Here is a 24149-nt window from a genome sequence, read left to right as displayed (position 1 = left end):
TCGGCTCTTTGTGTTGAGAAAAAGGAGCGCCGCGTAAAGCGGCGCTCCTTCGGGTGATGTTACTCGCCAGCGTAGACCGGCTTGCCGCCGGCCTGGATGTCGGCCTTCCACGAAGCCTTGATCAGGTCGACGACGCTGTCGGGGATCGACACGTAGTCGAGCGCCTTGGCGGTTTCCTTGCCGTCCTTGTAGGCCCAGGCAAAGAACTTCAGCGCTTCGCCGGTGGCGGCGGCATCGTCCGGAGCCTTGTGGATCAGCACCCAGGTCGAGGCGGCGATCGGCCAGGTGGCGTCGCCGGGCTCGTTGGTGATGATGACGTTGAAGTTCTTGGCAGTCTTGAAGTCGGCATTCGAAGCGGCGGCGCCGAAGGATTCGAGCGACGGCTCGACGACCTTGCCGGCTGCATTCAGCATCTTGGAGTAGGACAGCTTGTTCTGCTTGGCATAGGCATATTCGACGTAGCCGATGCCGCCGTCGGTCTGCTTGACGGTGTTGGCAACGCCTTCGCTGCCCTTGGCGCCGACGCCGGTCGGCCATTCGACGGCCGTGTCCGAACCAACCTTGTCCTTCCAGTCGGGCGAGAGCTTCACGAGGTAGTCGGTGAAGTTGAAGGTGGTGCCCGAGCCGTCCGAACGATGCACGACGGCGATCGCGGTCGACGGCAGGGTGAGCGAGGGGTTCAGCGCCTTGATCGCGGCGTCATCCCAAGTGGTGATGGCGCCGAGATAGATCTGGGCCAGCGTCTTGCCGTCGAGGACGAGTTCGCCCGGCTTGATGCCCGTGAGGTTGACGATCGGCACGATCCCGCCCATCACCATCGGGAACTGTACGAGGCCGTTCTTTTCCAGATCGGCGTCGGACATCGGCTTGTCGGTGGCGCCGAAGGTCACGGTCTTGGCGATGACCTGCTTGATGCCGCCGCCCGAGCCGATCGACTGATAGTTGAGGCCGATGCCGGTGTCCTTCTTGTAGGTGTCGGCCCATTTGGCGAACACCGGATAGATGAAGGTCGAGCCGGCGCCGGAAAGGTCAGCTGCCATTGCTGCGGAAAGGGTGAGGGTGGACGCCGCAGCCATTGCAATCGCAACGGCCGCCGAGCGGATGAAATGTCTCATGTGGCCTGCTCCTGTTCGGAAGATGGTCTCTCGGCGCCATTTCCTCCGGCGCCCGCTGAGGCCAATAGCCTTCGATTATAACAGTCGCATGACAGTTTCGTGTCAGCCCGGTAACGCGTCGCCCGCACCGGGAAAGGCGCTGATGCCCGGCGCTCGCGGCCCGGTCCAGGTTTACCGCCGGAATCAGGGGCTTGAGCCGTCCGGCGGCTGGAATCACCCAGGATTCGACCGAGCTTTCCCACGTGAATAAAATCCGGACGGGAGCGCGTTGCTCGCAGCCAGAGCGTGTCATGGCCGGGCCATCGCCAAAAACAGGTCCGTTGGGGTAGGTGACGCTGTTTCTTGCAGGCGGTCGCTGCTCCCGCCCGTAACCGAGAAGAGCGGAATTCGATTTTGCTATTGTTCCGGCTGGAGGCAGCCTTTGATATGGCGCGATCGCACCATAGTCACTGCACGCAGGGGTAGCGGCAAATCCCCTGCTGATTCCCTTGATTTGCCTCGCCGGATCCTGAAATCCGGGCGACGGGGGTGCTATCCCGCGTTGCGGTGGACCTGACGGCCGGCGCCAACCCAGCGCTCGACCTTCTCGAGCAGGGCCCTGGGGCTGATCGGCTTGGGCAGATAGTCGTCCATGCCCGCCTCCAGGCAGCGTTCGCGGTCGCCCTTGAGCGCATGCGCGGTGACGCCGACGATCGGCACATGCGTGCCGGTTTCCTGCTCCAGCAGGCGGATCGCGGCCGTCGCTTCGAGACCGCTCATCTCCGGCATCGAGACATCCATCAGGATCATGCACGGGTTGAGCGTGCCGAAAGCGTCGAGCGCCTTGCGGCCATTGCCGACGATCTCGAAACCATATCCGGTCTCGCCGAGGATCTGGGTGAAGACCATCTGGTTCACCTCATTGTCCTCGGCCACGAGGATATCCAGCCTGTGCCCGCCGACCGTGGCAGGCGGCCTGGGACGAACCGGTGGCGGCTGCAGCTGCGCGCGCTGCTCGGCTACCGCCAGAGACGACCGCAGGGCAACCTCGAGCACCTCGCCCGCTGGCGGCTGAACGGCGTGGCCGCTGGTGGTGTGGCGATGGCGCTGGATGGTCGCGACCAGCGTCTCCAGGAGCGCCGAGGAGCGTGCCGGCTTGATCAATTGCGCGTCGATGCCAAGATCGCGGTAGCTGGTGTTGGCAAGCGACTGGTCGACCGAGGTCAGCATGATGATCGGCGTGTCCGCGAGGCCCTCGGTATTGCGCACGATGCGCGCCATTTCGGCGCCGGTCATCTCGGGCATCTGGTAGTCGAGCACCACGCAGTCGACCGCCACGCCATAAGCTGCCGCGGCGATCAGCACCTTGAGGCCTTCGGCGCCGCTTTCGGCAGCGCAGGAATCGAACGTCCAGGAGGTCATCTGCTCGGTCAGGATGGCGCGGTTGACGGCATTGTCGTCGACGATCAGCACGCGTGCGCCCGTCACGTCCACCGGCGTGATGCGCTGCCGGTTCTGCTGCCCGGCCCCGGGCAGCGTCACCGTGAACCAGAAGGTCGATCCCTTGCCTTCGGCGCTCTCGACCCCGATATCGCCGCCCATCAGGTCGACCAGCCGCGAGGTGATGGCAAGGCCAAGGCCGGTGCCTTCGTGACGCCTCGTCGACGACGTGTCGACCTGGCTGAATTTCTCGAACACCAGTTTCAGTTTTTCCTCGGGGATGCCGATGCCGGTGTCGGTGACCGAGATCGTCAGCCTGGTTCCGGTCGGAACCCGTTCGCCGGTCACGTCGACCAGCACGTGGCCTTCATCGGTGAACTTCACCGCGTTGCCGAGCAGGTTGGTGACGATTTGCCGGATGCGGCCGACATCGCCGATGAACAGGCTTTCGAGCCGCGGCTCGACACGCACGATGAGCTCGAGGTCCTTTTCCTTGGCCCGCGTCGACACCAGCGTCGCCACGTCCTCGATCGCCTCGGCGAGATTGAAGGGCGCCGGATCGAGCACCAGCTGACCGGCATCGATCTTGGAGAAATCAAGGATGTCGTTGATGATGGTCAGGAGCGCGTTGCCCGATTTGACGATGATGTCGGTGAAGGTCTTCTGCTTCGGATCGAGATTGGATTTGGCCAGGAGTTCAGCCATGCCCAGCACGCCATTCATCGGCGTGCGGATTTCGTGGCTCATATTGGCGAGGAATTCCGACTTGGCGCGGTCGGCGAGCACGGCGCGCTGGCGTGCCTCGCTGAGCTCCGCCTCGCGTTGCTTGAGTTCCGTAATGTCGGTGGTGGACCCGATCAGGTAGAGCGAACCGTCGGAGGCGATCATTGCGCCCTTGCGGGCGAACTGATGCCTGACGCTGCCGTCGGGAAGGCGCACCGTCTCCTCGATCTCCTGGGTCTCTCCGGTACGCAGCACGGCGAGATCGCTGGCCACGAAGGCCTCGCCATCCGGCCCGAAGATCTCGACGTCGGTCTTGCCGATCGCCTCCTGCTTGCTGAAGCCGGTGAGGTCGCACCAGCCCTTGTTGACATAGAATTGCCTGAGATCGGAGCGCTTGGCGTAGATCGACACCGGTACATTGTCGATCAGGCTGCGGAACACCTCGTTCTCGCGCATGCTCTCTTCCAGGGCTTGCTCGCGTGCCTTGACGTCGGTGATATCGGTGCTGGAGCCCACCAGATGCACCGATCCGTCGGTGGCCACCAGGCGGCTCTTGCGCGTCATCAACTGTCGCACCGTACCGTCACGATGGGTAACGGGCTCCTCGACCTCGCGCACATTGCCGTTCGTCACGACATCGGTGTCGTCCTGGCTGAAGCCCTCTGCTTCCTCGCCGCGGAACAGCTGGCGATCGGTCCGGCCGATGACATCGTCCTTGGTGAAACCGGTGAGCGCACACCAGGCCTTGTTGACGAATTCGATGCTAAGGTCCTGCGCCTTGATGAAGGCGGCCACCGGCAACTCGTCCATGACGTGGCGGAAGAGATCGATCTGGCGCATCGAGTCACGAAGCGCGGCCTCGCGGCTCTTCAGGTCGGTGATGTCGACGCGCACGCCGATGAACGTGCCGTCGCCGGTGCGCATGTCATAGACCTGGTACCAGCGCCCATCCGCATTGAGGCGCTCATAGGAGGAATTGGGCAGACGGTACCGCGCCAGGATGCCGTCGAGCCAGCGTTCGGAATCGACTTCGTACAGGCTGTCGATCCCGAGATCGCCGCTCGAACGGAAATAGCCGACCGAATGGCCGAACTCCAGCGCTTCGCGGAAGGTGCAGCCGGGCTGCCAGAAGGGTTTCAGCGCCGGCAGCGTATCCTGCAGCCTGCGGTTGGCGAAGACGAACTTGTCGTCCCGGTCGTAGATGATAACGCCGGCCGGCAGCGATTCCAGCACGTTGGCGAGATGCTTGCGCGCATCTTCGGCTTCGGTCTCGCGCCGCTTCATGTCGGAGATGTCGAAGAGAAAGCCGGCGACATAGTCGCGGCCGCTGGCCACGCGGACGCGATTCTTCCTGACGATGCGCGAACGGCTGGCGCCGCCGGCCTCGAAGCTTTCTTCCACTTCGTATTGCTGTCCGCTGGCCAGCACCTCGCGTTCGCTGCTTTCGAACAGCGCGACCTGGTCCGGCCCGAGGAAATCGCTTCCCGGCCTGCCAAGCATGGCTTGCGGCGCCTGCTTGAACAGCGCCGCGAAGGCCTCGTTGACGAAGACGAAGCGCAGATTGTCGTCCTTGACGAAGATCGGATCCTTGACGCCGTTGATCACCGCTTCCGCCAGCCGCGCCTTTTCCAGCGCTTCGGCGAGTTCGGCCTCGCGATCCTTCATGTCGGTGACATCGACATAGGAAATGAACCGCTTGCCGCCGGCCAGCGGCGCCATCGACGAGATCAGCGTCCGGCCGTCATTGCGCGGGAACTGCCGCGATCCGGCTATGCCGGCCCTGATTTCAGCCTCGCGCTCGGCCACATGCCGCTGCCATGTCGCGTCGTCCGAACCATACGGGTCGATGTCGCGGCTCGCGTCCATCAGCTCGCGGAAGCTGCAGCCGGTCTCGGCGCGCCGGGCGTCGATCTGCCAGAAATCGTAAAAGGCGCGGTTGATGACCTCGGCACGCATGTCGGCGTCGAGGACGAGAACACCGATCGGCATCTGATCGACCATGGTGCGCAGATTGGCGAAAGTCTCGGCGATCTTGGCGTTGGCATTCTCGATCTCGGCGTCACGCCGCTTGACCTCGGTGACCTCATAGTAGGTCAACAGGCGTTTGCCTCCCGACAGAGCCGTGACGGAGAACATCATGGTCCGCCCGTCGGCGTGGGCAAACTCCCGAGGCGCGACGGTACCGGCCCTGATCTCCTCGACGCGGGTGGCGAGGTAGCGCTGCCATTGCTTCTCGTCGATGTCGCCATAGATGCCGTTGCGGCGGTTGAGTTCCATCAACAGGCTGAACGGCGCGCCGACGGTCACGGCCCCATCCGGAATCCTGGAGAGATCGCGATAGGCTTTGTTGACGATCAGTGTGTCGAGCCTGGCGTCCAGAAGCACGACGCCCATATGCATGGCGTCCATCGTCCGCTCGAGATCGGCAAGATGCCGGACTGGCTCGCTGCCAACCGGCGGTTCCATGCCCTCGAAGGCGCTGGCCAGCGCGGTGACGTTGCGGCCCATGCCGCGATAGCCGGCAAACTTTCCGTCGCCGTCGAAACGCGGGAAGCCTGAAGTCAGCACCCAGCGGCAGTCGGGGCGGCCGCCCTTCAGTTCGTAGACGAAGTCGCGGAACGGCCGGTGCGCCTGCAAATCCTCCAGATGGCCTGCCGCGCTGCGGTTGCCCTTCAGGACCTGATTGAGAAAATCGAAGCGGAACCGGCCAAGCACGTCAGCCGGATCGATACCCGTCGCCGCCTGGTAGCCTTGTGAAAGCCAGCAAAAGCGCAGTTCCGCATCGGTTTCCCAAATCCAGTCCGAGCCCGCTTCTACGAGTTGGCGCAGCGCGTCGGCGCCATCCATGTCGACGCCGGACGATCCGTCGCCGCCATGCGCGGCGGCCTTGCGGGGCTCGCCCTTGCCGCGCGCGCCGATTGCTTCGTCCATTTCCGCCATGCTGTCCCCACCCGAAAATCAAGGCCGAACCCTCCCTCCGCGGTTCGTCGGCGGAATGTGCCGCAGAAGCATTAACGATCCGCTAACCTTAACGGCGCAACCGGCCTGTTCCTGCTGCGCTATTCCGTCCGGTTGTGGCGCGGAGCAAGGCCGCGCTATAAGCATGCGCAGGGGTGTTGCTAATGTATGGACGGATAGGGCCTTTCTTGCTGGGCGTGGCGCTGCTTTTCGGTGGCGGCTGCTCGCGCAGCTATGACGGCACGGTCATTATCCCACGACCGCTCGACGCCAGGCGGATCTGGGACCGGCCGCCGCCCAATATCGACTACCAGCCTCAGGTCGGCACTGGCGCCTTTCCGGGACCGCCCCAGCAACCCGGGCGGGTTTCCGACCGCAGAGTCAAGCCTGCCGTGCACAGGCGGTATCAGACCAAGGTATCACCGCCGCCTCCGCAGTCATCGGACTCCGAAAAACAATTGGCATGCAGGAACGTGAGCGCACCCGGCCAAAGGGTTCGCATGGTCTGCGACTAGTGCATGTCGCCCAAAAGTGACCTCGTTTGGGAAGACGACATGCATAAAAACAAGATCTGGCGCAAATCGTCCTGCCAATAGGCCACGCCACGCCGGAAGCGGTGCACCCGGTCAATCAGGGGAACCGCCCACGGCTTCTGGATTTGTAGGATCCTTTCAAATGATGGCGGGCGCGATCGCAACGCGAAAGCGGCCACATCGCGTCCCGCTTGAGGCCATCCCAATTCTGCCCGACCAAAATCCGCGTCGCCGGAGAGCCACCCCGCACCGCAACTAACAGCGATTGTTGCGCTTTAAGTCTCGCGGCCTGAGCTAAATCATGGACTCAGGAGCATTGCGAACCCCGTCGGCAAAGCTTGATGTCTGGCCACCAGGCAGTTCCGGCGCGATACAATGCGAGGAAGATTAACGTGGTCTCTCGGGCGGCAGTGCTTCGTCGTAATCTTTGCTTGATCTGAGATCATATACGACCAGAGGCCAATGTTGCACATATGACACGTCAATTCCAGTAATCATTCTCGACAATTTCATGAGATTGACAATCCTGACGATGCAAACCAACGTCTGTACCGGGGTGCGCGGCTGTTATGGATTGACCTATGGCTGGGCGGTTTCGCACGTCCAGAATTGCCTATTTGAAAGCCGTTCGAACTCATCCCGCCGAGCGCATGAACGCGGCCAACGGATCCGAGAGGACCTCGGCCCGATTTCCCGATCAGCGCGCAGCCAAGCGAGGTTGCCGAAACCCTCTGACGGTTCGCAACATGCTTCTTCAGTCTGTTGCGTCCGCCTCGCTTCTTTGCCTGAGCGATCTGCGGGCTTTTGCCGCCTGCGTGGAAGCGCCTCCCGGTACCCTGATTATTGAATGCAGGGGGCAAATCAATAGCGGCTTCACGTCCGCGGGGTTGTCGGTCACGGTCAATGCCGATTCCACGGCGGTTTTCAACGCTCCCGTCACGATTGAGGGACCGGGCACAAGCACGTTCAACAATCTAGGCACGGCCAACGCCGATGTGATCGCTATAGGCAACACCAGTTTCACCTTGAACAACGCAGGCGTGCTGGACAATGCCGTTCGCGCGACCGACAACGGCACCTTCCAGCTAAACAACCATGGCCTGATCGACGGGGGCGTCTTTCTTGCGGGGTCGGGTGTCAACAACATCATCAACTTTGCCGACGGTCAGGTTCAGAACGGCGTCACCAGCACGGGCAATTCCAACGATGCCGTGATCAACCTCGGGTTCTTCGCCGGCTCGATCAGCCTCGGCGCCGGAGATGATGTACTGGATCTGGCCGCGGGAGATGTTCAGACTTCCGTCGACATGGGCTCGGGTAACGACAACTTCAGGTGGATCGTCGGCAATGTCGCAGCGACCGTGCAGATGGGCGATGGCGATGACACTGCCCTTTTTGTCCGTCTCACGCAAAACAACCTGACCGCCGGCAAGATCATCGACGGCGGCTTGGGGACCGACACGCTTACCTGGGACCATACCACCAACGACCAGGGTGCTCAGCAGGGCGACCAACCCACGAATATTGTCAACTGGGAAGACTTCAGGCTCACCAACCGGTCGCAGCTGAGGTTCATCTTTACGACGGGCGTTCTGACGCTCGGCGACACGCAAACAGGAACTGGGACGCTCTCTATCGATTCCACCAGTTCGGTCCTGGCGGGCAATTCGTTCGGTTATGGGGTCGTGCCGTTCGATTCGTCGCAGCTGGTCACGGTGAACAATGCCGGGGCCATCGACCTAACGAATGATTCGCCGGCGCCCGGCACCGGAACCTTCCTGCATGACACGTTCACGATCCACGGCAACTACGTCGGCCAGGATGGTCGTCTTTTGCTCAACACCTTCCTTGGCACCGACAATTCTCCCTCCGATCGGCTTGTTATCGAGAATGGCGCGGGGAGTGGCTCGACCAGCATTCTTGTGACGAATGTTGACGGGCCTGGCGCCCTGACGACCGGCAACGGCATCCAGGTGGTCGATGCGACCAACGGCGCCACCACCACTGCCGGCGCGTTTGCGCTCGGCGGCCCCGTCGCCGCCGGTGTATTCGAATACAATCTGTTTCGCGGCGGCGTGACGCCATCAGCGGCCACGGATAACGACTGGTTCCTGCGCAACACAGTGTCGCCACCGCCGCCACCACCACCGCCGCCGCCACCACCGCCGCCGCCACCGCCACCGCCACCACCACCGCCGCCGCCACCACCGCCGCCGCCACCGCCGCCGCCGCCGCCGCCGCCACCGCCGCCGCCGCCGCCGCCACCGCCACCGCCGCCGCCGCCGCCACCGATCCCGAACGTTCGTCCGGAGGTTCCGGGGCATGTGATCGCGCCGCTCGTTGCACAGCGAATGGGGCTGATGACGCTCGGCACTTTCCATCAAAGACGCGGCGACCAGTCGCTTCTGATCGGTGATGGCGCCTTGATATATTCAGCCCCCGACTCGCAGGGCTCGGACATGCCGGCGGATGGCAGCCCGCCGCCCGCCGTTTGGGGCCGCGTGTTCGGTGCTCAAAGCGATCTTGGCGCCGACGCAACGCTCAGCGTCGCCGACTTCAAAATTGGACCGGAATTCAACGGCAATTATTGGGGCCTGCAGATTGGTAGCGATATCGCAGGCGTCGAACACGACAACGGCCATGTCGACCGTTTCGGGTTGTTCTACACGCATGCCGAAGCGTCCGGCGACATCAGCGGCAACGTGCTGGGCGGCCTGGAGTTGCCCGCCGGAAGTCTCGATCTGACCGAAAACAGCATCGCCGGTTACTGGACCCACACAGCACCTAGCGGCTGGTATGTCGATGTCGTGGCCAAGTACGCCTGGCTTGACGGCACCTCCGAATCGAATCGCGGAATCGGCAGCGATGTTCAGGGCAACAGCTTCGCCGCCTCGGCCGAGACGGGCCTGCCCTACATGTTTGCCCAAGACTGGGCGATTGAGCCGCAAGCGCAGCTGATATGGCAGCGCATCCACTTCGATGACAGCCGGGATCCATTCTCCGCCATCGGCCACGACCCGTTCGACGCAATGACCGGGCGAATCGGGGCACGCTTGGAACACAGCATGGGAAAGGTGCTGGCACATGCCGGCATCAACCTTTGGCACGGCTTTTCGGCGGAGTCGGTCGTTACCTTCAACACCACCCCGCTTGTGCTTGACACCAGCGGAACCTGGCTCGAGCTGAATGGCGGCGCGGCCTTCGACGTCAGTAATAACGTTTCAGCATTCGGCGACGTCAGCTATTCGTTCGATATCGACAGCACCCATCAGCAGACGTTCGGCGGCCAGATCGGACTGAAGGTGAGATGGTAACGTGCCGATGTGAGTACCTGGGCCGCGCCTCGTGGCGAGCGCGACCTTGCACCAGGCTGGTGCGTCCCAGGCGATGGCGAATCCTGTTGCCATCGAGGGCGGTCAAGAGCGAAACTCGTTCAGGCAACAACAGAGCCTCCATCTCATGAATCAGCTTATCGCCTACGTCGCCGAGGGACATGAGTTGCGCATCCGGCCTGCACCGCCCGAACGGGACTGGATGGACAATACCGACGAGCGGTTTGCCTACCGATGCCTGCCGCTGAACATAGCCAATGCTCATGGCTGGGAAATTTTGTGCGCGACTGCCTTTTCGGCCATCTGGGACGGCCGCGGCAGCGTCGACGCTATCCGAATAAAGCCAAAACCTGGAACTGTTCCACCAGCGGTCACCCATTTTGGCAACGGAACGCTCACATTCCACGTCCCTTGTCTTTTCCGGACGGACCCTGGAACCAATCTGTTCGTGACCGGCCCCCTCAATCGTCCGAAAGACGGCATCGCGGCACTGTCGGGGATCATCGAGACTGATTGGTCACCCTACACTTTCACCATGAACTGGAAGTTCACGCGCCCGAACCAGAGGGTACATTTTGAAACCGGCGAACCTTTTTGCCATTTGTTCCCGCTCGCGCGTGGCGGTCTCGACAGCGTGACGCCGGAGCTACGCAACCTTGCTGAAAATCCGGAGCTCCAAGGCGAGTTCAAGCATTGGTCGGAAAGCCGGGACAACTTCAACGCCGCGCTGGCCGATCCGGCATCAAGACCTGCCCAGGACAAATGGCAGAAATCATATTTCCGCGGTGTATACCCATCGGGGGCCCCCTGTCCGGAGGGGCACCAAAGCAGACTGCGCTTGCGACCATTCGCAACGAAATGATCGCGTGCGTCGACGGTTCGATGATTTGCGGAGCAACGACCGAGCAGTTGGTCCACCCAAAGTAAATCGAACCCTGTTCCCGCGCGCCCACCAGCTTTGGGACGACGACGGGCATGTCATCTGGAATGAAAGCACGTTGCGGTAACCGGTGATTTGAAATCGGACCTGTCGTCCGGATCGATATCCGCCTAAAGGCTGACCGCGTCGTCGGGCTGACGGCCCGCACACTCACGGATCAGGACGCCGGGGAAGTGATCCCCAGCAACATCAAGACCAGCAAGCTGGACTTCTCGGCCTCCAACCGGGGGCATTGAGCGATCCCTCTAGCCGATGCGATCAATCAGGCGTTACCGGTGGCTGGCCTTGAAACCTTTGCCCGTGCTGCTGCGTTGAAGGGCGAAGGAGAACGCAGATGTCGATCCACTTCACGGTATCGGAACTGACAAGAAACCTTTTTCACTCTCTCGGGCTGGATCACGAGCGTGCCCCACGGCCGCTTAATGCCGAGCAAAACCTGTTGCTGGAGTGCTATCTCGCAGGGCAGATTCCGGAATCGGCCTGGAGCGACTATGTCTTCGAGACACCGGACCTGGCACGGCATGCCGAACTGCGGCGCCTGAGCCATTGATCTGCCGGCTGGGGAAAAAGGCTCGGCAGCAATTGTCTTGAGAGCTATTTCTTGGGTGAAACGAATTGCAACGTGAAGACGTTGCCGCCAATGCCTTGCGCCAGATCAGGTGAAAAATTCAGCGGCGTGCAATTCTTGACCGCGGCGACGGCCGCATCAATGAACGACTTGCGCGCCTTCTCGTCCCCGGCCACCTTGGCCGCGGTTGGCCGCGGCGGACCGATCAGAGTGCCGTCGCGCTTGAAACTGAAGCTCAGGGTTACAGTCGAATTCCCGGCATCGGCGGGCGGCGTCCAGCATGACTGGATCGCGGCTCCGACATCGTCCATGTTGTTGAGTGTTGCGGCATTCGACGGACAGACGATCCCTGCCGACATCACACCCGCAATGACCAGTTCGGCAACACCCTTCATCGCAAGCCTCATCGTCACGACCAGCCGGCAATCCGCACGGGACCGCCGGGATCGATGGTAGAGCCAACACCGGCAATGGCAATATCCCTTGCCAAAAAGTTGTTCGGACAGAGCATGGCCAATGTGAGCCAATAGCCGAAAACAAAAAGGCCGGCACTGAGCCGACCTTTCCTTTTCACCTCGGCAGTCGCGCCAGTACATCCGTGGTCGCGGGCCGAAAGCGAATTGACTCCAATAGACAGGCTATTGGTAAACCAAACCTTAACGCGCCTGTCGTCCCACGCGCCCAGTCGGGAATCGCTGAGCCGCGAAGCCATCCTCTTGCGGCAGGACGGCCTATGCGACCGCCCTGAATTCGGCTTCTGGCACCGTCCCGAGACCCGCGCACTGCGCGCACACCATGGTCTTTCCGGGACAACCACTTTGATGCGTCCCTTGCGGGCAGCAATGCCCTTTTGACGCACGCCATCTGGAGCAATCGAAAACCTTGCCGCCGCCATGGCAGTGCGTGCATATCATCGTCACGGAAGTCATTCCAAACTCTACCCGACCCGAAATCCGCGTTGCCGCGAAAGCTACCCCGCCCCGCAAGTATCAGAGATCGCAGCGCTTTCAAGCGCCGCGGCCTGACTTAAATTGGGTGGATCCGGGCACACGACGTCCCCGGCTCTCGCGGCATTTGCGCGCTCTTTCGAGGCATGCAGAGCCCATGCCGGTACTGGCCGGTGTTGTTGGATTGTCTGGAGACCAACGACAGCGCCGTTGCTTGGTACGCCCAAGGGGAATCGAACCCCTGTTCCCGCCGTGAGAGGGCGGTGTCCTGACCGCTAGACGATGGGCGCGCTCAAGAAGGGGCGATATAGGCTGGCGGCTGGCAAAAAGCAACTGGGGTTCGGCGGCTTTGCGGCAGCGGACGAAAAACAGCCCGCAAGCTAGCGTTTCGGCTGGATCAGATCCCACAGATTGCCGTGGAGATCGGCGAAAACCGCCACCGTTCCATAGGGCTCAAAACGGGGCGCTTCGCGGAATTCGATGCCCTTCTCCAACATCGCGGCATGATCGCCGGCAAAATCGACGGTTTCGAGGAAGAGAAAAACCCGGCCGCCGGTCTGGTTGCCGATGCTTTTCCTCTGCGCCTCGTCGGATGCCTCGGCAAGCAGCAGCCTGGCGCCCTGCCCGTTTGCCGGCGCGACGATCACCCAGCGTTTGCCGCCGCCGAGATCGACGTCCTCGACCAGCAGAAAGCCCAGCCGGCCGACATACCAGGCGATCGCTTCGTCATAGTCTGCGACAACCAGCGCCACGGTCGCGACACGGCGATGTTCGGAGTATCCGGCCACCGTCTTTGCCTGCCTATTTGTTGCGGATTGCAAAACGGCCGATCAGGCGGCGCTCTGCTATATCATAGACGAAGATCGCACGGCTCCCGTCCGCGAGTTCTGCATCGATCGAAAGACGATCGCCCGACAGCGACTGACTGACCACCTTGGCGCCCACCGGCAGGACGATATCGGCGCTGGCCGGCTCGCCCGCCGGCGTCTGGACGTCGCCGGACAGCGCCGGGTTGGCCGGCGGCGCCTTGCGTGATTTGTAGACAATCGCCGCGATCACCACCATAAGAGCCAGAAAGAGCAGGCCGAGATTGATGGCCATGAAGCGGATGAGCTTGCCGCGCAGCTTGTCGACCTCGGGGTCAAGCGGCTTTTCCTGTTCTTCATCGGCATCGGGCCGGGCCATGGCAAATATTCCAGAATGGTTTTTCGATGAGCGCTCATAGCGAAGAGGCCCCCGAATTGATAGAGGACCTGTTGATGGGGGCTGCGCCCACCTTGCTGGTCGCCGGCGCGGATGCGGCCGGCCAACGCCTGGACCAGTGGCTGGCGGCGGCCCTCGGCCCGGACATGTCACGCAGTCGCGTGCAGATGCTGATCAGGCAAGGCGCCGTCGTCATCGACGGCAAGCCGGTCGACGAAACCAAGCGCAAGATGAGCGCCGGCGAAAATGTGTCGGTGGCCATGCCGGAACCGGAGCCGGCGCAGCCACAGGGCGAGAACATCGCACTCGACGTGCTCTACGAAGACGACGAGTTGATCGTCATCAACAAGCCTGCGGGGCTGGTCGTGCACCCCGGCGCCGGTAACTGGAGCGGCACGCTGGTCAATGCGCTGATCCACCATTGCGGCGACAGCCTGTCTGGCATCGGCGGGGTACGCCGGCCGGGCATCGTCCATCGCCTCGACAAGGAGACAAGCGGCGTCATGGTGGTCGCCAAGACCGACCGCGCCCACAAGGCGCTGTCGGAGGCCTTCGCCGACCACGGCCTGACGGGCGACCTCGAACGAGCCTACCTTGCGCTGGTCTGGGGCATACCGCAGAGGCCGACTGGAACGATCGACGCGCCGCTTGGCCGCGCCGCCGACCGGGTGCGCCGCGCTGTCGTGCCGGAGGGCCGCGACGACGCGCGCCACGCCGTCACCCGCTTTGCCGTGCAGGAGCGTTTCGGCGAGGACCAGCGGGAATTCGCCACCGCAAGCCTCGTCGAATGTCGGTTGGAAACCGGCCGCACCCACCAGATCCGCGTTCACATGGCCCATATCGGCCACCCCGTTATCGGCGACCCCGATTACGGCCTGGCGTTCCGTACCAAGGCCAACCGACTGCCGGAGCCCCTGAAAAGTCAGGTCAAGGCATTTTCCCGGCAAGCTTTGCATGCCTGGCTCCTTGCATTTCGGCATCCCACTACCCATCTAACGATGAGGTTCGAGGCGCCGATACCGGGGGACATGGAGGAACTCGTCGGCAGCTTTCGCAAACTCTGAACCTGCCATCAAAAAACCTGAGTGGCATTGTTCACTTCAACGTGACACACTGTTTCGTGTTGAACAAATGCCTGTCTTTTCTGGTTTTGTTCCTGTATAAGTTCTGATGTCGCGGGCGAGCCTTTTGGTGCTCGCGTCACATGCCCGCCGTGTTTCGGGGGCATCACTCCAATAGAGAGGGGGCGCTATCATGGCCCAGTCATTACCCAGTATCGTTTCCGGCGAAGGCGGCCTCAGCCGCTATCTGGAAGAAATCCGCCGCTTTCCCATGCTGCAGCCGCAGGAAGAGTACATGCTCGCGAAGCGTTACGCCGAGCATGAAGACACCACGGCCGCGCACAAGCTCGTCACCAGCCATTTGCGGCTCGTCGCCAAGATCGCCATGGGCTATCGCGGCTACGGTCTGCCGATCGGCGAGGTGATCTCGGAAGGCAATGTCGGCCTGATGCAGGCCGTCAAGAAATTCGAACCCGAGCGTGGTTTCCGTCTCGCCACCTACGCCATGTGGTGGATCAAGGCCTCGATCCAGGAGTACATCCTGCGCTCGTGGAGCCTCGTCAAGATGGGCACGACTGCCAACCAGAAGCGTCTGTTCTTCAATCTCCGCAAGGTGAAGGGCAAGATCCAGGCGCTGGACGACGGCGACTTGAAGCCCGACCAGATCGCCGAGATCGCCACGCGGCTGAACGTTTCCGAGGCCGAAGTGGTGTCGATGAACCGCCGCCTGTCCGGCGACGCGTCCCTCAACGCGCCGATCCGGGCGACGGAAGGCGAGTCCGGCGAATGGCAGGACTGGCTGGTCGACGACCACGAAAGCCAGGAAGAGATGCTGATCGAGCAGGACGAGCTGGAAAACCGGCGCGGCATGCTGTCGGGCGCTCTGGCCGTGCTCAACGATCGCGAGCGGCGCATCTTCGAGGCCCGTCGCCTCGCCGAGGAGCCGCTCACCCTGGAAGAACTGTCGGCCGAGTTCGATATCAGCCGCGAGCGTGTTCGCCAGATCGAGGTGCGCGCCTTCGAGAAGGTGCAGGATGCCGTCAAGGCCGCCGCCAAGCGCCAGATGCAGGCGCTGCGTACCATCGAGGCCCAGCCGGCGGCTTAAAGCCGGGATCAGCCAGGAATATCAAGGCGGCGTCAGGAAACTGGCGCCGCTTTTTTGTTTGGCGAAGCCGACGACACAGCCCTTTCTCCCCGTCACTCTACGGGGAGAAGGGACCGACCCTCACAACCCGTCCAGTGGAAATTTGAGGTACCGCCGGCCATTGGCTTCCGGTTCCGGCAGCCGGCCGCCATTCATGTTGACCTGCAGCGCATGCAGGATCAGCCGCGGCATCGGCAATGTGCGGTCGCGCGCCTCGCGTAGCGCCACGAACTCGGCCTCGGTGCGCGCGGCGACAAGATGGGTGTTGGTGGATTTCTGTATCGCCACGGTGCTTTCCCACAAGGGCTCGCGGCCACCGGGCTGATAGTCATGGCCGACGAAGACACGCGTCTCGTCGGGCAACGCCAGGATGTCCTGGATCGAGCGCCAGAGCCGTGCGGCGCTGCCGCCGGGGAAATCCGCCCTCGCCGTGCCGCTGTCGGGCATGAACATCGTGTCATGCACGAAGGCCGCATCCCCCACTACATAGGTGATCGACGCCAGCGTATGTCCTGGCGAGAACAGCACCTTGACCGGAAGGGTTCCGATCCGGAACGTCTCGCCCTCGGCGAACAACCTGTCCCACTGCGTGCCGTCGGCGCGAAAAGCGGGCCAGTTGTAGATGACCTTCCACAGGGCCTGGACGTCGACGATCCTGTCGCCGATCGCCATCGGCGCTCCGGTCTTCTGTTTGAGGTAATGCGCCGCCGAGATATGGTCGGCGTGCGGGTGGGTGTCGAGGATCCATTCGAGCTCCAGCCCGTTCTCCCCGACGAAACCGAGCAGGGCATCCGCGCTCCTCGTACCGGTTGCGCCGGATCTCTCGTCGAAATCCAGGATCGGATCGATGATGGCACATCGCTTCGTCGCCGGGTCCGTGACGACATACTGAATGGCCCCGGTCGGCTTGTCATAGAAGCCGCTGACCAAAGGCCTGGCCAAAGCTACATCCACGTCCGGCTCCCTCACCCCACGGCCGGCAGGAACGATTTTCTCCACCGGAACCCGGCATGGTTGTCCGCTCCCGCGGGCCAGTCAAGCATGACTTGGCTTGCAGAAGCGGAAAAACCAAAAACGGTTGCGACGCGTTGGCTTCAGGCGGAAGGCTGTTTGGTCTTCCTGAGATAAGGCAGGATGGTCTCGTAGGCGCCGAAGCGCTTGATCGCATCCTCGTTGGAAACGGCGGCGGTGATGATGACGTCCTCGCCCTGCTTCCAGTTCGCCGGTGTCGCCACCTGGTGCTTGGCGGTGAGCTGCATGGAATCGACCGCGCGCAGGATCTCGTCGAAGTTGCGCCCTGTCGTCATCGGATAGGTCAGCACCAGCTTGATCTTCTTGTCCGGTCCAATGACGTAGACCGAGCGCACGGTGGCGTTGTCGGCGGGCGTGCGGCCTTCCGAGGTCTCGCCGGCGCCGCCTGGCAGCATGTCATAGAGCTTGGCGACCTTGAGGTCCTTGTCGCCGATCAGCGGATAATGCACCGAATGGCCGGTGGCCGTCTTGATGTCGTCCTGCCATTTGCCGTGGCTTTCGACCGGGTCGACCGAAATGCCGATGATCTTGACGTTGCGCTTCTTGAACTCGCCCTCGAGACCCGCCATCGTACCAAGCTCGGTCGTGCAGACCGGCGTGAAATTCTTCGGATGGCTGAACAGGATCGCCCAGCCGTCGCCGATCCAGTCATGGAATTTGATGGCTCCCTGCGTGGTTTCTGCGGTGAAGTCCGGCGCAATGTCGTTGATACGAAGACTCATGACCTATCCCTACCCCTTGTGAAATGTAGCCGGTATTCTTTTCGCCGGCCGGTGCCGGCACCCGATCGTAGCACCGCAGCGTGACTGATTAAACGCTGGAGATGACGGCTATTCAGCCGGCGGGCAAAAATTTTTCCGTGTCCGCGGATCGGGCGCGAAAAATAAGGCGCGACATCGGGCATGAGACAAACGCCAGGGATCGGCGAGGCGCGCCTCAGGCCTTGGTGATCGCCAGCGACGTCGCCAGATCTTCCATCCGCTGCGCCAGGGCGCCAAGCGCGCCGGTCAGCACGCTGTCACTCTTGTCGGCCTTGGTCAGCGCCTCGTCGCGCGTCTTGCGCAAGGTCAGCACTTCGCTTTCCATGCCCTTGACGCGCTTCTGCAGTTCGGAAAGCTCGTCCATCACCATGATGCCGGCCATGACGGTCAGCCGCTGGTCGCCGATCTCGCCAAAGGAATCCTTCAGATGCGAGACATAGCGGTCGAAGCGTTCGGCGAGATCGATCAGATGCTCTTCCTGGCCCTCGTCGCAGGCCATGCGGTACTGCTTGCCGTCGATTGAAACCGTGACCTGTGCCATCGGGCCAGCTCCTATCTGTCCAACACGGCGCGGATGGTTTCCATCGCGGTCACCAGCCGTCGCGAGACTTCCTTGTTGGCGTCTTCCAGCCGTTCGGCGCGCGCTTCGGAATTGTCGAGCTCCTGCGCCAGCCGGGAGCGATCGGCATTCATCCGCTGCACTTCGGCCTCGGCTTCCGAATAGTCTCGTTCATGCTCGAGCTTGGCCGCGACGGCATTTTCCAGCCCCTCGATGGCCTTGCTCAGCCTGGCGATTACTTCCTTGAGCGTGGTTTCCCCGGTCATGGCCTTCGTCCTGTGCCCTGCCCATCACCGAATCGTTCGCGTTCAGAACGCGTTATGTCAGAAACATTAGGCACCGGGTGAAGGCAACGTCAACAAAGCTCTCGCGACTGTCCCCCGCTAACGCTAATGTAGGCCCGCCGACGGCATCACAAGACCGGCAAATCTGCACCCGATTTGTTGACTAAAAGCCCGCGCCTGCTATGTGTCGCGCACCCATTTCAAGGGCTCTCCCAAGCCCTCAAACCCCCACCTCGGAGGAACCATGACGTCGCGTGAACAACATGACCGGATGGCCAATGCGATCCGTTTTCTCTCCATGGACGCCGTCGAGAAGGCGAATTCCGGCCATCCCGGCCTGCCCATGGGTTGCGCCGACATCGCCACGGTGCTGTTCACCCGCTTCCTGAAATACGACCCCAAGGCCCCGCACTGGCCCGACCGTGACCGCTTCATCCTGTCGGCCGGCCATGGCTCGATGCTGCTCTACTCGTTGCTGCATCTGACAGGCTACGAAGACATGACCATCGACCAGATCAAGCACTTCCGCCAGTTGGGTTCGAAAACGGCGGGCCATCCCGAATACGGCCATGCCACCGGCATCGAGACCACGACCGGCCCGCTCGGCCAGGGCCTCGCCAATTCGGTCGGCTTCGCGCTCGGCGAGCGCATCATGAACGCCGCCTTCGGCAATGACCTCGTCGACCACTACACCTATGTGCTGGCCGGCGACGGCTGCCTGATGGAAGGTGTGTCCCAGGAAGCCATCGCGCTTGCCGGTCACCTCAAGCTCAACAAGCTGATCGTCTTCTGGGACAACAACAACATCTCGATCGATGGCCCGGTATCGCTCGCCGACAACACCGACCAGGTCGCCCGCTTCCAGGCCTCCGGCTGGAACGCCAGCCATATCGACGGCACCGATCCGGAAGCGATCGCCTATGCCATCGAAGCTGCCCGCCATTCCGACAAGCCGACGATGATCGCCTGCAAGACGACCATCGGCTTCGGCGCCCCGACCAAGGCCGGCACCAACAAGGCGCACGGTTCACCGCTCGGCGCCGACGAGATCGCGGGCGCGCGCAAGTTCTTCAACTGGGACTCGCCGCCCTTCGAGATTCCGGCTGACATCCTCGACGCCTGGCGCACCGCCGGCAAGGCCGGCGCCAAGCCGCGCACCGACTGGGAAGGCCGCCTGGCCAAGGCCGATCCGAAGCTGAAGGCCGAATTCGAGCGCCGCCTCGCCGGCAAGCTGCCGGGCAATTTCGACGCCGTCATCGCCGACTACAAGAAGAAGCTCTCGGCCGACAAGCCGAAGGTCGCCACCCGCAAATCGTCGGAAATGGCGCTCGAAGTGATCAATGGCGCGGTGCCGGAGACCATCGGCGGCTCGGCGGATCTGACCGGCTCCAACAACACCAAGACCAGCCAGACCAAGAACATCACGCCGGACGACTACGGCCAGCGCTATGTCCACTACGGCATCCGCGAGCATGGCATGGCTGCCGCGATCAACGGCTTGACGCTGCATGGCGGTCTCATCGCCTATGGCGGCACCTTCATGTGCTTCTCCGACTATGCCCGCCCCTCGATGCGGCTTGCCTCGCTTATGGGCATTCGCTCGATCTTCGTCATGACCCATGATTCCATTGGTCTGGGCGAAGACGGCCCGACCCACCAGCCGGTCGAGCACCTGGCGGCCCTGCGCGCCATCCCGAACCACAATGTGTTCCGTCCGGCCGACGCCGTGGAAACCGCCGAATGCTGGCAGATCGCGCTCGAATCCGAAAAGACGCCGTCGACGCTGGCGCTGACCCGGCAGAACCTGCCCACCGTCCGCACCGAGTTCACCGAAAAGAACCTGAGCAGCCAGGGCGCCTATGAACTGGCCGCCGCCAGCGGTGAAGCCGCGGTGACGATCTTCGCCTCCGGCTCCGAGGTTGAGATCGCGCTCGGCGCCCGCGACCTTCTGGAAAAGCATGGCCACCCGACCCGTGTCGTCTCGGTGCCCTGCTTCGAACTGTTCGACAAGCAGAGCGACGCCTATCGCAAGAAGACCATTGGCGACGCGCCGATCAAGATGGCGATCGAGGCCGGCATCCGCCAGGGCTGGGACCATCTCATCGGCTCCGATGGCATCTTCATCGGCATGACCGGCTTCGGCGCCTCCGGCACCATCGAGCAGCTCTATCCGCATTTCGGCATCACCGCCGATGCGGCTGCCAAGGCCGCTGAAGCCCGCCTTCACGGCAAGTGAGGCCCGGGCAGGTCGCCCAAAATTGCATCGCGGCGTTGGGAACGACATGCACCAAACAAAATCCGGCGAGATCGCGTGAAAAGCGGTTTCGCCGAACTGGCCTAACCTAATCGATTTAAATCTGGCCCGCTGCGGCTGGATTCTTCGCCCGTCCGCCGCTATGAAGCTGCGGACCAATCGCCTTCCAGCTCCCAGGGAGAGAACAATGACCGTCAGAGTTGCCATCAACGGATTTGGCCGCATCGGCCGCAACATCCTGCGCGCCATCCATGAGTCCGGCCGCAAGGACATCGAGGTCGTCGCCGTCAATGATCTCGGCCCGGTCGAGACCAATGCCCACCTGTTGCGCTTTGACAGCGTGCACGGCCGCTTCCCCCATGAAGTGTCGGTCGACGGCGACCAGATCACCGTCGGCAAGGAGAAGTTCAAGGTCACGGCGATCAAGGACCCGACACGGTTGCCGTGGAAGGAACTCGGCGTCGACATCGCGCTCGAATGCACCGGCATCTTCACCGCCCGCGACAAGGCCGCCGCGCACCTGACCGCCGGCGCCAAGCGCGTGCTGGTCTCGGCTCCCGCCGACGGCGCCGACCTCACCGTCGTCTACGGCATCAACCACGACAAGCTGACCAAGGACCACATCGTCATCTCGAACGCGTCCTGCACCACCAACTGCCTGGCGCCGCTTGCGGCCGTCCTGCACGAGACGGTCGGCATCGAAAAGGGCATGATGACGACGATCCATTCCTACACAGGCGACCAGCCGACGCTGGACACCATGCACAAGGATCTCTACCGCGCCCGCGCCGCCGCCCTGTCGCAGATCCCGACCTCGACCGGTGCCGCCAAGGCCATCGGCCTCGTCCTGCCAGACCTCAAGGGCAAGCTCGACGGTATCTCGATCCGCGTGCCGACGCCGAATGTGTCGGTCGTCGACTTCAAGTTCATCGCCAAGCGCGCGACCACGGTGCAGGAAATCAACGAAGCGGTCATCGCCGCCTCCAACGGCAAGCTGAAGGGCATTCTCGGCGTCACCCATCACCCGAACGTGTCGATCGACTTCAACCACGATCCGCGCTCCTCGATCATGGCGCTCGACCAGACCAAGGTGATGGACGGCAACTTCGTTTCGGTGCTGTCGTGGTACGACAATGAATGGGGCTTCTCCAACCGCATGAGCGACACCGCCGTGGCTTTCGGCAAGACTATCGCCTGATCGAGGATCTGTCTTCCCGACACTCGAAACGCCCGGCTTCGTCCGGGCGTTTTCGTTTGCCGGAGCAGCAACGCGAAAATCGGCGGCGCGGGGCAAAAAACCACCCTCCCGCCTTGCACTGGTCACGCCTTCGCCCCACTCTCCCGTAAAGCCAGCAGGCAGAGGAATTCGAGGGGCAAATCACGGATGGAGCATGCGATCTATCTCGTTACGCTGGTCGGCACGGCGCTTGTTGTCGCCGCCGCGTTTTCGAGCCTGATCGCCTTCCGCTTCGGCGCCCCCCTCCTGCTCCTGTTTCTGTGCATCGGGCTCGCCACCGGAACCGATGGCCTCGGCATCCAGTTCGACAACGCACGTATCGCCTATTTTGCCGGCTCACTGGCGCTCGCCGTCATTCTGTTCGATTCCGGTTTCGGCACGCCGCTCAACGCCTTGCGGCAGGCGGCAGGACCGGCCCTGTCGCTGGCGACCTTCGGCGTGCTTCTCACCACCGGCCTGTTCGGCGCCGCCGCCTACTATCTGCTCGATCTCAGCTGGCTGGAATCCTTCCTGCTCGGTGCCGCCGTCGCCTCGACCGACGCGGCGGCGGTGTTCTTCCTGCTGCGCGCCGGCGAGATCAATCTGCGCGAGCGCGTGCGCTCCACGCTCGAGGTGGAATCGGGCACCAACGATCCGATCGCCATCTTCCTGACCATCACGCTGGTCGAGATCATCGCCGCCCACGCCAATCCCGAAGCCAATGTCCTGGTCACCAACCTGATCCTCGGCTTCCTCGTCAACATGGGCCTCGGCGCCATCGTCGGCGTGCTTGGCGGCCTCGCCATCGTACGCCTGGTCGATCGGCTCAACCTCGACCATGGCCTGCTGCCGATCTTCGTGCTGACCCTGTCGCTGATGGTCTTCGCGGCCGCCGGCGCGATTGGCGGCTCGGGCTTCCTGGCGGTCTATATCGCCGGGCTCATCGCAGGCAATTCCGACATCCGCGCCGTCACCATCCTGAAGCGCTTCCAGGACGGCATGTCGTGGCTGGCGCAGATCATCATGTTCCTCATCCTCGGCCTGTTCGCCACGCCCTCGCAATTTCCGGCGATCATGGTGCCTGCGATAGCGCTTGGCCTGTTCCTGATGTTCATTGCCAGACCTGTCGCCGTGTGGCTCTGCCTGATCCCATTCCGCCTGCCGCGTCCCGAAGTCGCCTTCGTCTCCTGGGTCGGCCTGCGCGGCGCCGTCTCGATCCTGCTCGCCATCACACCGCTGCTCGGCGGGCTGGAGAACGGCCGCACCATCTTCAACGCCGCCTTCATCATCGTTCTGGTGTCGCTGGTCATCCAGGGCTGGACGGTCGGCCCGCTGGCGCGTCGCCTCGGTCTGATCGTGCCGGCGCGGCTCGGACCGCTGGACAAGGTCGAACTGGAACTGCCCGGCTCCGCGCATCACGAACTCCTTGCCTATCGTGTGGCGCCGGGCAGTCCGGTGGCGCGCGGCGAGCGCATCCCGCGCTGGGCGCGGCCCTCGCTGGTGCTGCGTGACGGCCGTTCGATGCGTTTCCAGGACATGGGCCGGCTCGCCGCCGGCGATCAGGTCTACATCTTCGTGCCCGACCGCTATCCGCGCCTGCTCGACAAGCTGTTTGCCAGCCGCGCCGTGGTCGACCCGGAGGATGCCGATTTCTTCGGTGCCTTCGCCGTCGATCCGGCGCGTTCCGCAGCCGAACTGGAAGCCGCCTATGCGCCCGGTCTCACCGAGGCCGAGCAGAAACAGACCGTCGGCGCGCTGGTCACAGCGCGGCTCGGCGGCCATGCCGAATATGCCGACCGCGTGCTGCTCGGCCCGATCGAACTGATCGTCAGGGATGTCGACGACAAGGGCAGGATCACGGGTCTGGGCCTCTCCTTCGAGCCGACCGCGCCGGTTGCGCGCGTGCCGGTCTTCCTCAGCGCCGGCGAGATGGGCGACCGTCTGAGCGCCTTTATCCGCAACTGGCGCAAGCCGGCCGAGGCGCAGGTGGCGGCACAAGCGGATGACACCCCTGAGCCGCCGGTCGAGAAGGCATCGGTCGAACGCTGACTCGGGCCACCGTTTGCACCGCCCCCACATACGCCGGAGTGGTATTCACGG

The 24149-nt window shown here is 62.9% G+C and carries 17 protein-coding genes and 1 tRNA gene; 8 read left to right on the top strand and 10 right to left on the bottom strand.

The features are described from left to right. Positions 1–59: 59 nt before the first annotated feature. Positions 60–1115: a phosphate ABC transporter substrate-binding protein PstS gene (pstS, locus tag EN804_RS15025; RefSeq protein ID WP_127277560.1), complete on the bottom strand. Its 1056-nt coding sequence runs from the start codon at positions 1113–1115 to the stop codon at positions 60–62. Between the two features lie 531 nt (positions 1116–1646). Next, positions 1647–6197 carry a PAS domain-containing protein gene (locus EN804_RS15020; RefSeq protein WP_135920070.1) on the bottom strand — a complete coding sequence of 1517 codons (4551 nt, stop codon included), beginning with the start codon at positions 6195–6197 and terminating at the stop codon, positions 1647–1649. 1132 nt (positions 6198–7329) lie between these two features. Here EN804_RS15020 and EN804_RS15010 point away from each other — a divergent pair. The 3 genes from EN804_RS15010 (at position 7330) to EN804_RS15000 (ending at position 11570) form a co-directional block, all read left to right on the top strand. Further along, positions 7330–10062, top strand: a complete 2733-nt coding sequence (locus EN804_RS15010; RefSeq protein ID WP_135920066.1) for an autotransporter outer membrane beta-barrel domain-containing protein — start codon at positions 7330–7332, stop codon at positions 10060–10062. A gap of 31 nt (positions 10063–10093) precedes the next feature. After that, entirely contained in the window at positions 10094–10942 is an 849-nt protein-coding gene (locus EN804_RS15005; protein ID WP_245464328.1) for a DUF6065 family protein, read from the top strand. Between the two features lie 412 nt (positions 10943–11354). Then, positions 11355–11570, top strand: a complete 216-nt coding sequence (locus tag EN804_RS15000) for a hypothetical protein (RefSeq protein WP_127872069.1) — start codon at positions 11355–11357, stop codon at positions 11568–11570. Positions 11571–11614: 44 nt separating this feature from the next. Here EN804_RS15000 and EN804_RS14995 read toward each other — a convergent pair whose 3' ends face one another. The 4 genes from EN804_RS14995 to EN804_RS14980 form a co-directional block, all read right to left on the bottom strand. Further along, on the bottom strand, positions 11615–11983 hold the full coding sequence (locus EN804_RS14995; protein ID WP_127872169.1) for a cell envelope integrity protein TolA: 369 nt from the start codon (positions 11981–11983) through the stop codon (positions 11615–11617). Positions 11984–12750: 767 nt separating this feature from the next. Further along, positions 12751–12825: transfer RNA gene (locus tag EN804_RS14990), tRNA-Glu, on the bottom strand. A 90-nt stretch (positions 12826–12915) separates the two neighbouring features. Further along, positions 12916–13323, bottom strand: a complete 408-nt coding sequence (locus tag EN804_RS14985) for a VOC family protein (RefSeq protein WP_135920064.1) — start codon at positions 13321–13323, stop codon at positions 12916–12918. A 13-nt stretch (positions 13324–13336) separates the two neighbouring features. Beyond that, positions 13337–13720 carry a fimbrial protein gene (locus tag EN804_RS14980; RefSeq protein WP_127277834.1) on the bottom strand — a complete coding sequence of 128 codons (384 nt, stop codon included), beginning with the start codon at positions 13718–13720 and terminating at the stop codon, positions 13337–13339. A 26-nt stretch (positions 13721–13746) separates the two neighbouring features. Between EN804_RS14980 and EN804_RS14975 the strand changes: the two genes are divergently transcribed. Continuing rightward, complete coding sequence (locus EN804_RS14975) at positions 13747–14802, top strand: RluA family pseudouridine synthase (protein WP_135920061.1); 1056 nt, start codon at positions 13747–13749, stop codon at positions 14800–14802. A 190-nt stretch (positions 14803–14992) separates the two neighbouring features. Next, the gene (gene rpoH / locus EN804_RS14970; RefSeq protein ID WP_015315375.1) at positions 14993–15904 is read left to right on the top strand and encodes an RNA polymerase sigma factor RpoH; all 912 of its coding nucleotides are present in this window, start codon (positions 14993–14995) and stop codon (positions 15902–15904) included. Positions 15905–16024: 120 nt separating this feature from the next. On the opposite strand, the gene EN804_RS14965 is transcribed toward rpoH, so the two are convergent. The 4 genes from EN804_RS14965 to EN804_RS14950 all read right to left on the bottom strand — a co-directional run bounded on the left by EN804_RS14965 (position 16025) and on the right by EN804_RS14950 (position 18561). Beyond that, positions 16025–16897 carry an MBL fold metallo-hydrolase gene (locus EN804_RS14965; RefSeq protein ID WP_135920056.1) on the bottom strand — a complete coding sequence of 291 codons (873 nt, stop codon included), beginning with the start codon at positions 16895–16897 and terminating at the stop codon, positions 16025–16027. Between the two features lie 140 nt (positions 16898–17037). Beyond that, positions 17038–17697 carry a peroxiredoxin gene (locus tag EN804_RS14960; RefSeq protein WP_015315373.1) on the bottom strand — a complete coding sequence of 220 codons (660 nt, stop codon included), beginning with the start codon at positions 17695–17697 and terminating at the stop codon, positions 17038–17040. Positions 17698–17911: 214 nt separating this feature from the next. Beyond that, on the bottom strand, positions 17912–18277 hold the full coding sequence (locus EN804_RS14955) for a cell division protein ZapA (RefSeq protein WP_135920050.1): 366 nt from the start codon (positions 18275–18277) through the stop codon (positions 17912–17914). 11 nt (positions 18278–18288) lie between these two features. Continuing rightward, positions 18289–18561 carry a DUF4164 domain-containing protein gene (locus tag EN804_RS14950; RefSeq protein WP_015315371.1) on the bottom strand — a complete coding sequence of 91 codons (273 nt, stop codon included), beginning with the start codon at positions 18559–18561 and terminating at the stop codon, positions 18289–18291. Positions 18562–18823: 262 nt separating this feature from the next. Here EN804_RS14950 and tkt point away from each other — a divergent pair, with 262 nt between their 5' ends. The 3 genes from tkt to EN804_RS14935 all read left to right on the top strand — a co-directional run bounded on the left by tkt (position 18824) and on the right by EN804_RS14935 (position 24098). After that, positions 18824–20815, top strand: coding sequence for a transketolase (gene tkt / locus EN804_RS14945; RefSeq protein ID WP_135920042.1), 1992 nt, complete (start codon positions 18824–18826; stop codon positions 20813–20815). A gap of 205 nt (positions 20816–21020) precedes the next feature. Continuing rightward, on the top strand, positions 21021–22031 hold the full coding sequence (gene gap, locus EN804_RS14940) for a type I glyceraldehyde-3-phosphate dehydrogenase (protein ID WP_135920036.1): 1011 nt from the start codon (positions 21021–21023) through the stop codon (positions 22029–22031). A 186-nt stretch (positions 22032–22217) separates the two neighbouring features. Further along, positions 22218–24098 carry a potassium/proton antiporter gene (locus EN804_RS14935; protein ID WP_135863123.1) on the top strand — a complete coding sequence of 627 codons (1881 nt, stop codon included), beginning with the start codon at positions 22218–22220 and terminating at the stop codon, positions 24096–24098. Positions 24099–24149: the final 51 nt, after the last annotated feature.

The organism is Mesorhizobium sp. M8A.F.Ca.ET.161.01.1.1 (assembly GCF_004792105.1).
Taxonomy (GTDB): domain Bacteria; phylum Pseudomonadota; class Alphaproteobacteria; order Rhizobiales; family Rhizobiaceae; genus Mesorhizobium.
Note: the sequence above shows the minus strand (reverse complement) of the source record. Positions and strands in the feature narration are given on the sequence as shown.

What these genes read in the sequence shown, in the direction of transcription:
- pstS (WP_127277560.1), bottom strand. Translation starts at nt 1,115, where the DNA reads ATGAGACATTTCATCCGCTCGGCGGCCGTTGCGATTGCAATGGCTGCG.
- EN804_RS15020 (WP_135920070.1), bottom strand. Translation starts at nt 6,197, where the DNA reads ATGGCGGAAATGGACGAAGCAATCGGCGCGCGCGGCAAGGGCGAGCCC.
- EN804_RS15010 (WP_135920066.1), top strand. Translation starts at nt 7,330, where the DNA reads ATGGCTGGGCGGTTTCGCACGTCCAGAATTGCCTATTTGAAAGCCGTT.
- EN804_RS15000 (WP_127872069.1), top strand. Translation starts at nt 11,355, where the DNA reads ATGTCGATCCACTTCACGGTATCGGAACTGACAAGAAACCTTTTTCAC.
- EN804_RS14995 (WP_127872169.1), bottom strand. Translation starts at nt 11,983, where the DNA reads ATGAAGGGTGTTGCCGAACTGGTCATTGCGGGTGTGATGTCGGCAGGG.
- EN804_RS14980 (WP_127277834.1), bottom strand. Translation starts at nt 13,720, where the DNA reads ATGGCCCGGCCCGATGCCGATGAAGAACAGGAAAAGCCGCTTGACCCC.
- EN804_RS14975 (WP_135920061.1), top strand. Translation starts at nt 13,747, where the DNA reads ATGAGCGCTCATAGCGAAGAGGCCCCCGAATTGATAGAGGACCTGTTG.
- rpoH (WP_015315375.1), top strand. Translation starts at nt 14,993, where the DNA reads ATGGCCCAGTCATTACCCAGTATCGTTTCCGGCGAAGGCGGCCTCAGC.
- EN804_RS14960 (WP_015315373.1), bottom strand. Translation starts at nt 17,697, where the DNA reads ATGAGTCTTCGTATCAACGACATTGCGCCGGACTTCACCGCAGAAACC.
- EN804_RS14955 (WP_135920050.1), bottom strand. Translation starts at nt 18,277, where the DNA reads ATGGCACAGGTCACGGTTTCAATCGACGGCAAGCAGTACCGCATGGCC.
- EN804_RS14950 (WP_015315371.1), bottom strand. Translation starts at nt 18,561, where the DNA reads ATGACCGGGGAAACCACGCTCAAGGAAGTAATCGCCAGGCTGAGCAAG.
- tkt (WP_135920042.1), top strand. Translation starts at nt 18,824, where the DNA reads ATGACGTCGCGTGAACAACATGACCGGATGGCCAATGCGATCCGTTTT.
- gap (WP_135920036.1), top strand. Translation starts at nt 21,021, where the DNA reads ATGACCGTCAGAGTTGCCATCAACGGATTTGGCCGCATCGGCCGCAAC.
- EN804_RS14935 (WP_135863123.1), top strand. Translation starts at nt 22,218, where the DNA reads ATGGAGCATGCGATCTATCTCGTTACGCTGGTCGGCACGGCGCTTGTT.